The following is a 13,015-nucleotide window of genomic DNA, read 5'->3' as shown; positions in this document are numbered from 1 at the left end:
ACCGCCCCTTCGGGCCTTCACTTCGCTCGTTTTCGCCCTCCTGTACCGGGAAGCCGCACATCATGGACCACTCGAAAGCTCCCGTCCTGGACGCTCTGAGGGCGTACCAGGCGCAAGAGCAGTTGCCGTTCACCCCGCCCGGCCACAAGCAGGGCCGTGGGGCCGATCCGAGGGTGCGGGCTGTTCTCGGAGACGCTGTCTTCGGCGCGGACATGCTCGCCGTGTCCGGCCTGGACGACCGGACACAGTCGCAGAAGGTCCTGGAGCGGGCGGAAGACCTGATGGCCGATGCCGTCGGCGCGGAACACACGTTCTTCTCCACCTGCGGCAGTTCACTTTCGGTGAAGGCCGCCATGCTGTCCGTCGCCGGGCCGCACGAGAAGCTGCTGGTGGGACGGGACGCGCACAAATCGGTCATCTCCGGATTGATCCTCGCAGGTATTCGCCCGGTGTGGGTCGATCCCCAGTGGGACCCCGATCTGCACCTTGCCCACCCGCCCGCTCCCGAGGCTTTCCGGGCGGCATTCGAGCGGCATCCCGATGTGCGGGGGGCGCTGGTCACCAGCCCCACCCCGTACGGAACCTGCGCCGACATCGGAGCTATCGCGACTCTGTGCCACGAGCGCGGCGTACCCCTGATCGTGGACGAGGCGTGGGGCGCGCACCTGCCCTTCCACCCGGAGCTCCCCACCTGGGCCATGGACGCCGGCGCGGACGTGTGCGTGACGTCGGTACACAAAATGGGGTCCGGGCTCGAACAGGGTTCGGTCTTCCACCTGCAGGGCGAGCTGGTCTCCGCCCAGACCCTCGCCTCCCGCGCCGACCTGCTGGACACCACCAGCCCTTCGGTCCTCATCTACGCGGCGCTTGACGGCTGGCGTCGCCAGATGGTGGAGAACGGCCGTGAACTACTGGACGAGACCTTGGCGAGGGCCCGGCGCGTACGCGCGGCCATCGAGGAGATCGACGGCCTGCACGTCAACGACCGCGACGACTTCTGCGCGCCCGGTCGTGCCTTCGACATGGATCCCCTCCAGGTCTTCATCGACCTGAGTGGGGTGAAGTTCAGCGGCTACGACGCCGCCGACTGGATGCGCCGAAACCACCGGATCAACCTGCACACGTCCGACCACCGCCGGATCAACGCCCAGCTCACCTACGCCGACGACGACAGGACGACGGAGCGGCTCCTCGACGGTCTGCGTGACCTCGTAGCCCGTGCCGGCGAGCTGCCACCGGCCCCGGACATCCGCATCCCGGACCCCGGCGACCTCCGCCTCCAGCAGGCGACGCTCCCTCGCGATGCCTTCTTCGGAGACGTGGAACAGGTTCCCGCGGACCAGGCGGTCGGCCGCGTCTGTGCCGAGATGCTTACCCCCTACCCGCCAGGGATCCCGGCAGCCCTGCCCGGCGAGTTGCTGGACCAGGCCGCAGTGGACTACCTGCGGACCGGTGCCAGCGGGGGGATGCTCGTTCCCGACGCCGCCGACAGCACGATCGGCACGATCCGCGTGTCCGTGCACGATGTGGGCGCGGACTGACCGGACGCCGAAGGGCGGATCCGGCATCCAGCGACCTCCTCGTCGTCATGTAATGTCCCCCGCGCCGTTGCCGGCGGTGGCTTGGGTGAAGTCAGCGAAACCCACGACGGCGACCACCGCTGACCAGCTCAGCCCTCGGGCGCGCCGAGCCCCGCAGGGCCGGTCCGGAGGGCCTTCGGCCGCGTAGCTGACGTGTCGTCGGGTTCACGTGTCGTCGCCGCTCCTGCCCAGGGGATCGGCAAACCCCATGCCAGGTTCGAGTACGTCCCTCCGGCCTCCGTGCCTGGCCTTCTCGAGCTCGGTGACGGCGGGGTGGTGGAGCTCGAACGCGGGCGACTCGGAGCGGATCTTGGGCATGGTGGAGAAGTTGTGCCGCGGAGGCGGACAGGACGTGGCCCATTCCAGGGAGCGGCCGTAGCCCCAGGGGTCGTCGACGTCGATGCGCTTGCCGGTTCGCGCGGTTTTCCAGACGTTGTAGAGGAAGGGAAGCGTGGAGGCGCCCAGGAGGAAGGCTCCGACGGAGGAGACGGTGTTCAACGCGGTGAAACCGTCGGCGGCGAGGTAGTCGGCGTAGCGGCGCGGCATGCCTTCGGCGCCGAGCCAGTGCATGACGAGGAAAGTGGTGTGGAAGCCGATGAACAGGGTCCAGAAATGGATCTTGCCGAGACGTTCGTCGAGCATGGTGCCGGTCATCTTGGGCCACCAGAAATGGAAGCCGGCGAACATGGCGAAGACGACCGTGCCGAAGACGACGTAGTGGAAGTGGGCCACGACGAAATAGCTGTCCGTGACATGGAAGTCCAGAGGGGGTGAGGCCAGGATGATGCCGGTCAGTCCGCCGAAGAGGAAGGTCACGAGAAAGCCGATCGACCACAGCATGGGCGTCTCGAACGACAGCGACCCCTTCCACATGGTGCCGATCCAGTTGAAGAACTTCACCCCGGTCGGAACGGCGATGAGGAACGTCATGAAGGAGAAGAAGGGCAGCAGAACCGCTCCGGTGGCGAACATGTGGTGCGCCCACACGGTCGCGGACAGGCCGGCGATCGCGATCGTGGCGCCGACCAGGCCCACGTAACCGAAGACCGGCTTACGGGAGAAGACCGGGAGGATCTCCGTGATGATGCCGAAGAACGGCAGGGCGATGATGTAGACCTCGGGATGTCCGAAGAACCAGAACAGGTGCTGCCACAGGAGCGCGCCCCCGTTCTCCGCGTTGAAGACCTGCGCGCCGAACTTCCGGTCGGCTTCCAGTACGAGCAGGGCCGCGGCCAGAACGGGGAAGGCGAGCAGGACCAGCACGGACGTCAGGAGAATGTTCCAGGTGAAGATCGGCATCCGGAACATGGTCATGCCCGGAGCGCGCATGCAGATGATCGTGGTGATGAAGTTGACCGCGCCGAGAATGGTGCCGAACCCGGACAGCGCCAGGCCCATGATCCACATGTCGCCGCCGACGTACGGGGTGCGCTCACCCCCGCTGAGCGGCGTGTAGGCGGTCCAGCCGAAGTCGGCCGCGCCCTGCGAAGTCAGCAGGCTGCTGACGACGATGAGCCCGCCGAAGAGGAACAGCCAGAAGGACAGCATGTTCAGCCGGGGGAAAGCCACATCGGGAGCGCCGATCTGCAACGGCATCACCGCGTTGGCGAACCCCGCGAACGTAGGAGTGGCGAAGAACAGCAGCATGATCGTGCCGTGCAACGTGAATGTCTGGTTGTACTGCTCGGGAGACAGGACCTGCAGTCCGGGACGGGCCAACTCCGCGCGCAGCAGCAGCGCCATGACGCCCGCGATGACGAAGAAGAAGAACGAAGCCCCCAGATAGAGGTGGCCGATCTTCTTGTGATCCGTCGTGGTCAGCCAGCTGATCACGACACCACCCCGGCCTCGCTTCTCGACGGGCACCAAGGTGGGTGGTTCGGTGGTGGATACGCCCATGTCCTGGACTCCCCTGAGCGACGGCGAAGCAGTTCGAGCGCGAAGGCCGTGCGGCGGCCGAACTGTCGAATTGGCAACCCCTTGTCTATCGGCACCCGTGTATCGGCGCGGACGTTGACCGCCCGGGCAAACGGGTGACAGGACAGCCAGGTCGGTGGGTTGACGCGATTGCCGCCGGAGTGGGGACGGCGCACGGCGCCGCATCGACGTGATCGGAGTGGCTCATCCGGCAGGCTTGCGCGGCGCTGCCGGGCCCGTCAAGGGCTGATGCCGTCGCACGGTGCGACGACAACTGCCCCCTCGCCGGGCAGGCGAGGGGGCAGCGGACGCATCGGCGCCTCAGCGCCGTGTGCGGACGAGCAGGTAGACGAAGTACGGGGCTCCTATCACCGCGGTCATCAGTCCGGCACCGAGCTGGGCCGGCGCGATCACCGTGCGCCCCGCCAGGTCCGCGAGGCAGACCAGCAGAGCCCCGAGCAGGACCGAGACCGGGACCACCCGCACGTGCCGGCGGCCGACCAGGGCGCGGGCCGCGTGCGGGGCGACCAGTCCGACGAAGCCGATCGTGCCCGCCGCCGCCACCGCGGTGGAGCTGAGCAGCACCGCCACCGCGAGGAAGCCGAGACGTGCTCGGGGAAGGCCGAGGCCGAGGAGTCGCGGGGTGTCCTCGTCGAGGGCGACGAGGTCCAGTTCCCTGCGGCGTACCACTGCCAGGACGGTGCCAACGGCGAGCACGACCGCCACCGGCACCACGTCGGGCATGTTCCGTCCGTAGGTCGATCCGGAAAGCCAGGTGAGCGCCCTCGTCGTGTCGAACGGGTCGCTGAGCACGATCACCAGGCTGATCAGCGCCGCGGCGGCGGCCGACACCCCGACGCCGAGCAGGACGAGCTTGTTCTGCCCGAAATCGCTCCGCGCCGCCAGCCCGAAGACGATCGACGCGGTCACCGCGGCCCCGCCGAACGCCGCTCCCGCGACTGCCCACGAACCGGGGGCCTCCACCGTGGTGACCAGCAGGACGGCGCCGAGACCGGCGCCGCCGGACACACCCAGAATGCCGGGTTCGGCGAGCGGGTTACGGGTCACCGCCTGCACCAGGGTGCCGGAGAGGGCCAGCGCGGCACCCGCGAGGAGTGCGGCGGTGACCCGGGGCACCCGGGTGTCGAGCACGAACGTGACGACCCTGCCGGCCCTGCCCTGGGCCCAGTTCACGACATCGCCGAGCAGCAGCTTCGAGTCGCCGAGGAGCACGGCGGCGACCATCACGCCGACGAGGACGAGGGCGAGGACGACCACGGTGACGAGGAACGCCCGCCGCCCGGGGATCCGCAGCCGGTCCGGAGCCTCCGCCGAGGCGGTGTCGCGGGCGCGGAGTGCCATGACGACGAGGAACACCCCGCCCACCACGGTCGTGACGACACCGGTCGGCACCTCCACCGCGGTGTCGGCGGGTACGACCGCGCGCAGCAGCACATCGGACACCAGGACGAGCGCGGCACCCACGAGCCCTGCCACGGGCATGCTCACACGGGAACGCACCAGCCCTCTGAACCGGCGGGAGAGCGGCCGGACGAGCGCGGGCGCGCAGAGACCGACGAAGCCGATCGGTCCGGCGAGCGTGACCGCCGCCGCCGAGAGGAGGGTGGCGAGCACGACCGTGGTCACCCGGGTTCCACGGACGGGCACACCCAGTCCCCGCGCCGCGTCGTCGCCCAGGGCCAGAGCGTCGACACGCCGGGCGACCAGCAGGAGCCCGACGAAGGCGGCGGCGATGACCGGAGCCATCTGCGCCACGCCGTCGAAGCCGTTCTGGCCGACGCTGCCCTGGTTCCAGGCGTAGAGACCCTCGGTCTGCTGGGGGAACAGCAGCAACAGGGCCTCGGTCGCCGCGTTCAGGCCCAACGCGAGGGCGCTGCCCGCGAGTACCAGTCTCACGGTGCCCTTGCCCAGCCCGGACAGGCCGAGCACGACCGCCGCCGCAGCGAGGCCGCCGACGAACGCGGCGCCGGACGAGGCGAGGAGCGGCAGGGTGGTGCCGGTGGCGGCGAGCACCCCGAGTGCCAGATAGGAGCCCGCGTTCACGGCGAGGGTGTCCGGCGAGGCGAGCACGTTGCGGCTGACCGCCTGCAGGGCGGAGCCGGCCATGCCGAGCGCCAGTCCGACGAGGACGGCGGCGACCATCCTCGGCAGCCGGGAGGCCACGACGACGGAGGCGTCCCCCGCCTCGGCGTTGCCTGTCAGCGCGTCCCAGACCTGCGACGCGCCGACGTCGGCGGTGCCCTGGGTGATGTCGACGGCGGCGAGCACCGCGACGAGCAGCACGAGCGTGGCCGTCACGGCGACCGCGCCCGTCGTGGCCGCGGCGGTGCGGTCACGGCCGACCGCGGTCTTGTCGATGACGGCCACGGTCGGCTACTTCTTCGTCAGGGCGTCGACGAGGGAGTCGATGTACGCCTCCATCGAGCGGGGGCCACCGAACATCCAGACGCCGTCGGGCAGTCGGTGCACGTTGCCGGCCTTCACGAACGGCAGCGACTTCCACACGGCGTTCTTGGCGAGGGGGCCGGTGAAGGTGTCACCGTCGACGTCGTTGGCGACGTACGGGAACTGGACGTCACCGAGGCCGGTGAGCCCTTCGACGTCGGTGGTGGCGAGGCCGTAGGCCTCGTCCCCTTCCAGGGTCCAGGCGTTCTTCAGACCGAGCCGCTCGTTGACGGCGCCCAGGAGCGATCCGCTGGTGTAGGCGCGGATGGAGACCTGGTTCGATGCCTCGTAGCCGTCGGCGGTGGCGATCTCGGCGCCGCCGAGACCTGCGTCCGCGAGGGCCTTCTTGCCCTCGGTGACGCTCGCCTCGAAGTCCTCCTTCAGGGCGTCCGCCTCGTCCTCCTTGCCGGTGGCCTTGGCGATGAGGTCGAGGCCGTTCGTCATCGTGCCGATCTGGTCGGAGGCGTCCGCGGCCTTCACCTCCAGGACGGGCGCGACCTTGCGGAGCTGCTTCACCACGGCCGGCGCGAGGTCGCTGGTGGCGACGACGAGGTCGGGCGCGAGGGCGGCGACGGTGTCGATGCTCGGCTCGCCACGGGTCCCGATGTCCTTGGGGCTACCGGTGAGCGGGGCCGCGGTGTTCCACGCGGTGTAGCCCTTCACGTCCGCGACACCGACGGGGGCGACGCCCAGAGCCACCAGGTCCTCGACCACGTTCCACTCGGTGGCGACGACCTTCGTGGCGGGGCCGTCGAGGGTCACCTTCGTGCCCTTGTCGTCGGTGAGGGTGATCTTTCCCGCGGGCTTGGCCGACGCGGCGGCGTCGTCGGTCGAGGGCTCCGTGGTTCCGCAGGCGGCCAGGGAGAGGGCGGCGACGGCGACGGTGGCCGAGGCGAGGAGATGGCGTCTCATGGGGAGGTGCTGAGCCTTTCGGATCTGGCGTGGTGGCGGCCTATCGCGCGGGTGCGCAGTCTGCCGGTGGAGGGGTCGTGGTCGACGTCGATGCGGATGCCGTAGACGTCGGAGAGGAGGTCCGGTGTGAACACGTCCTCGGGGGCGCCGTCGGCGACGATGCGGCCCGCGTGGAGCAGGGCCACCCGGTCGGCGACGGCCGCGGCCTGGTCGAGGTCGTGCAGCACGACGCCCACGGCGATCCCGTGGTCGTCGGCGAGATCGCGCATCAGGTCGAGGAGTTCGACCTGGTAGCGGAGGTCGAGGTAGGTGGTGGGCTCGTCGAGGAGCAGCACGCCGGTCTCCTGTGCGAGGCAGCTCGCGAGCCAGACGCGCTGGAGCTGTCCGCCGGAGAGCTGTTCGACGCCCCGTCCGGCAAGGTCCTCGACACCGGTGAGGCGGAGTGCCCGGTCCACGGCGGCGGTCCCCCGCGGGTCGGGACGGCCCCAGCGGCCCCGGTAGGGGTAGCGGCCGAAGTCGACCACGTCCCGGACCGTGAGTCCGCCGGGCGTCGAGCGGGACTGGGTGAGGAGTGCGACGCGGCGTGCGAACTCGCGTGCGCCGAGGGCGAGGCCGTCGGTGGCCTCGCCCGTACCGGCGCCGACCGTCAGCGTGCCGCTGCGCGGGCTCTGCAGCCTGGCGAGCGTGCGCAGCAGCGTCGACTTGCCGCTGCCGTTCGGGCCCACCAGGGCCGTCACCTCCGCGGGGCGCAGGGTGATGGACGCCTCGTGTACGACGTCGACCTGACCGTACGCCACGGTCACCCCGTCGGCGGACAGGCCGTGGCCGCCCCTGGGCGGCACGGCGGCAGCCACAAGGGTGTCCACAGCCGTGGAAGTGATCTCACCAGCTCTCATGTCGATTAGGTTAGCCTGACCTTAGCTTTTGGGTAAACGGCCCCCCTCCTCCAACGGTCGGGAGCCGCCGCGGCCGACGAGGGGAGTCCTCGCTCCGACGGGGTCCGGCCGCCGGGGAGACTGCCGCGCCCGGGCGCGCCCTGCCGCACCCGTTTTCGCGCGCGCGGGTAGGTCCGGCACCGCGGGGGCTGCGGCGCCGGCTATGTGTGCGGCGCCAGCTATATGTCAACTCGGAGCTGATACAGCCGAGTTGGTCGAGCCGGTCGGGGTCCGGGGGTGAGGGCCGGAGTGGGAGCCGGCGTACGGCTGTGACGCGGCCCGGATCTGGAGCGGACAGCGGTGCGCGGCGGACTCCCCGGGGGAGGCCGCCGCGCGCGTGTTTCCGGCGTCTGCCGCCGTGATGTCAGGGGCGGCTGGTCAGATAGCCGCCCATGGTGACGAAGTACTCGGTGGCGGGCATCTCCCGGCCGTCCTCGGTGCGTACGCGAGTGATCGCCAGGCCGTGGTTGCGGCCGGTGCGTGCGTCGGAGCCGGCGACGATCACCACACCGTCACCCTCCCGGTAGAAGATGCGGCCGGGCGTTCCGCCGTAGCGGCCCTCGGAGACCACTGCGGCCAGGACCTCCAGGCGCCTGCCCTTGTGGAAGGTGAAGGCGCTGGGATACGGCTCGGACTGGGCGCGCACCAGGCGTTCGAGGTCCTCCGCCGGCCAGCCCCAGTCGATGCGGATGTCCTCGGCGGACCGCTTGTGGAAGAAGCTCGCCCGGGAGCGGTCCTGGGGGGTGAACTCCGTCGTGCCGGAGGCGATGAGGTCGAGTGCGCCGATGGTGACCGGGCCGATCAGGTCGACCGTCTTGTGGAAGAGATCCGTGGTGGTGTCCTTCGGGCCCACCGGAACGGCCTCCTGCCGGACGATGTCGCCTGCGTCGAGCTCGTCGTTCATCATGTGCGCGGTGACGCCCACTTCGGACTCACCGTTGATCAGCGCCCAGATCAGCGGCGAGAAGCCGGCGTACTTCGGCAGCAGCGAGTCGTGCACGTTCAGGGTTCCGTGGCGGGGGAGGCGGAAGATGCGCGGCGGGATCCATGTGCGCCAGTTGTTGGCCACGATGATGTCCGGGTCCGCCTCCCGCAGGCGCTCGAACAGCTCCTCGTCGTCCGGCCGGTTGCGTATGAGTACGGGGACGTTGTGGTCCTCGGCCAGATCGGCGACGGAGTCGCTCCAGATCTTCTCGTACGCGTGCTCGCTCTTGGGGTGTGTCACGACCAGCACGACGTCGTGCTCGGAGTCCAGGAGGGCTTGCAGGGTTCGGTGCCCCCAGGTCTGGTAACCGAACATGACGACCCGCATGGGGTTCCTCCTCAGCGCAGGGATTGACCGATGTTCAGTAAAGCGAGGCTCACCTAACTTTGCAACGGGTGCCTCTGATCGGTCAGTTGACGGCGACGCGGCCGAACTGCTCGTCCGGTTTGCCCTATCGACAGCTCTGCGGGATGAGCTTAGGCTCACCTAAGTTTCGGCGGGCCACTCCTCGGGCGTGCCCGCCTCACAACCTTCCCCACGCCTGATAGGCGGCTTGCCCGCACGATGGGAGTGACATGTCTCAGGTTCTGCCTGGCGACGCACCACAGGTCCACGACCTCATTGGAATCGGCTTCGGCCCCTCCAACGTGGCCATGGCGATCGCGCTCAGCGAGCACAACGCAGGCGCCGGCACACAGGAGACGGTCAGCGCTCACTTCTTCGAGCAGCAGCCGCGCTTCGGCTGGCACCGTGGGATGCTGATCGACGACGCCACCATGCAGGTGTCCTTCCTCAAGGACCTGGTGACGCTCCGGAACCCGACCAGCGAATTCAGCTTCCTCTGCTATCTGAAGAGCAAGGGCAGGCTGGTCGACTTCATCAACCACAAGAACCTCTTCCCCCTGCGGGTCGAGTTCCACGACTACTTCGAGTGGGCCGCGGCCAAGGTCGACGACATGGTCTCGTACGGTCATGAGGTCGTCGGCGTGACACCCGTGCTCCGCGACGGTGTCGTGGAGCACGTGGATGTGACGGTCCGTTCGAACGACGGCCTCGTGGTCCACCGGGCCCGCAACGTCCTCATCGGGACAGGGCTGCGGCCGCTCGTCCCGGAGGGCGTGGAGCGCGGCGAGCGCGTCTGGCACAACTCCGAACTGCTCGCGAAGGTGCAGGGACTGGCCGACAGCGCCACGCCCACCCGGTTCGTGGTCGTGGGAGCGGGGCAGAGCGCCGCCGAGAACGTCGCGTATCTGCACCGCCGCTTCCCCGAGGCCGAGGTCTGCGCCGTCTTCTCCCGCTACGGCTACAGCCCCGCCGACGACAGCAGCTTCGCCAACCGGATCTTCGACCCCGACGCCGTCGACGAGTACTTCGCCGCGCCCGAGGACGTCAAGCGACGGCTGATGGACTACCACGGCAACACCAACTACTCCGTGGTGGACATCGACCTGATCGACGACCTGTACCGCCAGATGTACCAGGAGAAGGTGCTGGGCACCGAGCGGCTGCGCTTCCTCAACGTGTCCCGGCTCGTCGGCGTCGAGGAGGCGCCGGACAAGGTCCGTGCGACGGTGAAGTCCCTGGTCACGGGTGAAGAGACCGTCCTGGACGCCGACGTGGTGGTCTTCGCCACCGGCTACAGCCCTGTCGACCCCCTCGGTCTCCTCGGCGACGTCGCGGACCACTGCCTCCGCGACGAGGAGGGGCGCGTGCGCGTCGAGCGCGACTACCGCATCGCCACCGACCCCGGACTCCGTTGCGGCATCTACCTCCAGGGCGGTACCGAGCACACGCACGGCATCACGTCCGCCCTGCTGTCCAACACCGCGATCAGGGTCGGCGAGATACTCGACTCGTTGCTGGACCGGGGGGTCAAGGCCGCTTCCGACGAGGCCCGGCTGGTCGCGGACGGGTCCGGCTCGGCGGCGTAGGGGACTCAGGTCCGGCCTCGTCTCCAGCTGCGCCCCGCCGGGGACGGGCACGGCTCCCGGCGCGGAGCCGGGCCGGCGCCTCCCGTGCGTGACCTGCCCAACTGCCCATGCCAGCACGGTGGATCAAAGGGATATCGTACGTCGACATGAGCACGACTGCTGTGGAGCGTCCCGCGCCCAGGAGCGCGACGGAGGCCCGCCGACGGCGGGCCGGTGGCCTGGGTGCGCTCGTCGCGGTCCTGGTGATCGCGGCGGCCGTGTCGCTGGCCGTCGGCCCGCGTGCGCTGAGCCCCGGTGAGGTGTGGCACGGGCTGCTCGCGTCCCCGGACGCCGACGAGGGCCTCACCGAGATCCGGCTCATCGTGCAGACGGTGCGGGTGCCCCGGACGGTGCTCGCGGTCGTCGCCGGCATCGCCCTCGGCGTCGGCGGGTCCTTGATCCAGGGGTACACACGCAACCCGATCGCCGACACCGGCCTGCTGGGGGTCAACGCGGGTGCCTCGTTCGCGGTGGTGTCCGTGATCGCCGTGCTCGGCCTCTCCAACCCCTTCCACTACGTCTGGTTCGCGTTCCTGGGGGCGGGGGCCGCCGGTGTCGTGGTGTTCGGGCTGTCGAGCATCGGCCGGGGCGCGGGCAACCCTCTGACCCTCGCGCTGGCCGGGCAAGGGGTGACCGTGTTCCTCGCGGCGATGACGACGGCCGTGGCGCTGTCCGACCAGAAGTCGCTGAACGCACTGCGCTTCTGGAACTCGGGCTCCGTGGCCGGTGTGGGGTTCGACGTCATCTGGCCGGTCACCGCGTTCATCGTGGCCGGGCTCGTACTGGCCCTGTCCACGCTTCCCTCCCTCAACCTGCTCAACCTGGGCGACGACGTGGCGCGCGGGCTCGGGGTGAACATCGCGGTGAGCCGGACCGTCGGCATTCTCGCCATCACCCTGCTGGCCGGTGCGGCGACGGCCGCCTGCGGTCCCATCGCGTTCCTGGGGCTCATGGTGGCCCACGTGGCCCGCTATCTGACCGGTCCGGACTACCGCTGGCTGGTGCCGTACGCGGGCGTGCTGGGCGCCGTGCTCCTGCTGGTCTGCGACATCGTGGGGCGCGTGGTGGTGCGGCCGGGGGAGCTGGACGCGGGCGTCGTCGTCTCCCTCCTGGGCGCCCCGTTCTTCGCGGTTCTGGTGTGGCGAGGAAAGTTCAGGAGCGCATGAACGCGATGGATGTGAAACGGCGGACGATCCCCGGCGTGCGGGTCGGCCAGGTGTCCTTCGTGTGGCGCCCCTGGCTCGTCGGCGTCACGCTGCTGCTGACCGCGGCGGCCTTCCTGGTGTTCTGCCTGTCCATCGCGGTCGGTGACTTCCCCATCGGCCTGTCCCGCGTCATGGCCACGATCGTGGGCCGGGGCGAGCAGGTGGACGAGTTCGTCGTCATGGATCTGCGGATGCCGCGTGCCCTGGCCGGGCTGGTCGTGGGGATCGCGCTGGGGGTCTCCGGCGCCATCACGCAGTCCGTCGCACGCAATCCGCTGGCGAGCCCCGACATCCTGGGGATCACCGGGGGAGCCGGCGCAGCGGCGGTGTGCCTGGTGACGGTGTCGGGCGGTACCGCCGCCGCCGTCCTCAGCACGGTGGGCCTGTCCGCCGCGGCACTCGCGGGCGGCCTCGGCACGGGACTGCTCGTGTACACCCTGGCCTGGCGGCGCGGGATCGACGGCTTCCGGCTCATCCTCATCGGACTCGCGGTGAGCGCCGTCATGGAGGCGATCACGACCTGGCTCCTGGCCTCGGCCGACATCAGGGACGTCGCCCGGGCCCAGGCGTGGCTGGTCGGCTCGCTGGACAACCGGTCCTGGGACGAGGTCCGCCTGGCCCTGTGGTGCACGGTCCTGCTCATGACCGTCGTGGCGTGCGTCGCCTTCCAGTTCAAACCGATGCACCTGGGTGACGACATCGCCGCGGGGCTGGGTGTCCGCCATTCGAGGGTGCGGGCCGTCCTGCTGCTGTGCGCGGTGCTGCTGGCCGCGGCGGCGGTCAGCGTGGCAGGGCCCGTGCCGTTCGTCGCGCTGGTGGCTCCACAGGTCGCGATGCGTCTGGCGAGATGCCCCACGCCTCCCTTGGTGGCGTCGGGGCTCGTGGGCGCGGTGCTGCTGATCGGCGCGGACCTGATCGCGCGTGCGGCGCTGCCCGTCACTCTCCCGGTGGGCGTGGTCACCGCTGCGGTCGGCGGGCCTTTCCTTGTATATCTGCTGGTGCGGGCGAACCTCAGGTAGATGAAGCACTCGATGGACAACCCGGA

Annotated in this window: 9 protein-coding genes; 4 read left to right on the top strand and 5 right to left on the bottom strand. The window is 69.9% G+C overall.

The features are described 5' to 3' along the window. Positions 1–62: 62 nt before the first annotated feature. The gene (locus ABZY45_RS23170; protein WP_356742568.1) at positions 63–1,541 is read left to right on the top strand and encodes an aminotransferase class I/II-fold pyridoxal phosphate-dependent enzyme; all 1,479 of its coding nucleotides are present in this window, start codon (positions 63–65) and stop codon (positions 1,539–1,541) included. A 204-nt stretch (positions 1,542–1,745) separates the two neighbouring features. Here the strand turns inward: ABZY45_RS23170 and ctaD are convergent, their stop codons facing one another. From ctaD to ABZY45_RS23145, 5 genes are all read right to left on the bottom strand, one after another. After that, a complete protein-coding gene (gene ctaD / locus ABZY45_RS23165; protein ID WP_356742566.1) occupies positions 1,746–3,479 on the bottom strand; it encodes a cytochrome c oxidase subunit I in 1,734 nt (577 codons plus the stop codon). A 339-nt stretch (positions 3,480–3,818) separates the two neighbouring features. After that, positions 3,819–5,885 (bottom strand): iron ABC transporter permease, encoded by a 2,067-nt coding sequence (locus tag ABZY45_RS23160; RefSeq protein ID WP_356742565.1) that lies wholly within the window; start codon positions 5,883–5,885, stop codon positions 3,819–3,821. 6 nt (positions 5,886–5,891) lie between these two features. Further along, on the bottom strand, positions 5,892–6,875 hold the full coding sequence (locus ABZY45_RS23155) for an iron-siderophore ABC transporter substrate-binding protein (protein WP_356742564.1): 984 nt from the start codon (positions 6,873–6,875) through the stop codon (positions 5,892–5,894). After that, positions 6,872–7,771, bottom strand: a complete 900-nt coding sequence (locus tag ABZY45_RS23150) for an ABC transporter ATP-binding protein (protein ID WP_356742562.1) — start codon at positions 7,769–7,771, stop codon at positions 6,872–6,874. Before ABZY45_RS23150 ends, ABZY45_RS23155 begins: the two co-directional genes overlap by 4 nt. Positions 7,772–8,174: 403 nt before the next feature. Then, positions 8,175–9,122 (bottom strand): methionyl-tRNA formyltransferase, encoded by a 948-nt coding sequence (locus ABZY45_RS23145; protein ID WP_356742561.1) that lies wholly within the window; start codon positions 9,120–9,122, stop codon positions 8,175–8,177. A gap of 248 nt (positions 9,123–9,370) precedes the next feature. Here ABZY45_RS23145 and ABZY45_RS23140 point away from each other — a divergent pair, with 248 nt between their 5' ends. The 3 genes from ABZY45_RS23140 to ABZY45_RS23130 all read left to right on the top strand — a co-directional run bounded on the left by ABZY45_RS23140 (position 9,371) and on the right by ABZY45_RS23130 (position 12,989). Continuing rightward, the gene (locus ABZY45_RS23140) at positions 9,371–10,726 is read left to right on the top strand and encodes a lysine N(6)-hydroxylase/L-ornithine N(5)-oxygenase family protein (protein ID WP_356742559.1); all 1,356 of its coding nucleotides are present in this window, start codon (positions 9,371–9,373) and stop codon (positions 10,724–10,726) included. A 146-nt stretch (positions 10,727–10,872) separates the two neighbouring features. Then, the gene (locus ABZY45_RS23135; protein ID WP_356742558.1) at positions 10,873–11,931 is read left to right on the top strand and encodes an iron ABC transporter permease; all 1,059 of its coding nucleotides are present in this window, start codon (positions 10,873–10,875) and stop codon (positions 11,929–11,931) included. Further along, positions 11,928–12,989, top strand: a complete 1,062-nt coding sequence (locus ABZY45_RS23130; protein ID WP_356742557.1) for an iron chelate uptake ABC transporter family permease subunit — start codon at positions 11,928–11,930, stop codon at positions 12,987–12,989. The genes ABZY45_RS23135 and ABZY45_RS23130 overlap by 4 nt, the downstream gene beginning before the upstream one ends. Positions 12,990–13,015 lie beyond the last annotated feature (26 nt).

The organism is Streptomyces sp. NPDC006516, from assembly GCF_040611875.1.
Classification (GTDB): Bacteria; Actinomycetota; Actinomycetes; order Streptomycetales; family Streptomycetaceae; genus Streptomyces.
The sequence above is the reverse complement of the archived record's forward strand: the minus strand, read 5'-3'. Positions and strand labels throughout refer to the sequence as shown.

What these genes read in the sequence shown, in the direction of transcription:
- ABZY45_RS23170 (WP_356742568.1), top strand. Translation starts at nt 63, where the DNA reads ATGGACCACTCGAAAGCTCCCGTCCTGGACGCTCTGAGGGCGTACCAG.
- ctaD (WP_356742566.1), bottom strand. Translation starts at nt 3,479, where the DNA reads ATGGGCGTATCCACCACCGAACCACCCACCTTGGTGCCCGTCGAGAAG.
- ABZY45_RS23155 (WP_356742564.1), bottom strand. Translation starts at nt 6,875, where the DNA reads ATGAGACGCCATCTCCTCGCCTCGGCCACCGTCGCCGTCGCCGCCCTC.
- ABZY45_RS23150 (WP_356742562.1), bottom strand. Translation starts at nt 7,771, where the DNA reads ATGAGAGCTGGTGAGATCACTTCCACGGCTGTGGACACCCTTGTGGCT.
- ABZY45_RS23145 (WP_356742561.1), bottom strand. Translation starts at nt 9,122, where the DNA reads ATGCGGGTCGTCATGTTCGGTTACCAGACCTGGGGGCACCGAACCCTG.
- ABZY45_RS23140 (WP_356742559.1), top strand. Translation starts at nt 9,371, where the DNA reads ATGTCTCAGGTTCTGCCTGGCGACGCACCACAGGTCCACGACCTCATT.
- ABZY45_RS23135 (WP_356742558.1), top strand. Translation starts at nt 10,873, where the DNA reads ATGAGCACGACTGCTGTGGAGCGTCCCGCGCCCAGGAGCGCGACGGAG.
- ABZY45_RS23130 (WP_356742557.1), top strand. Translation starts at nt 11,928, where the DNA reads ATGAACGCGATGGATGTGAAACGGCGGACGATCCCCGGCGTGCGGGTC.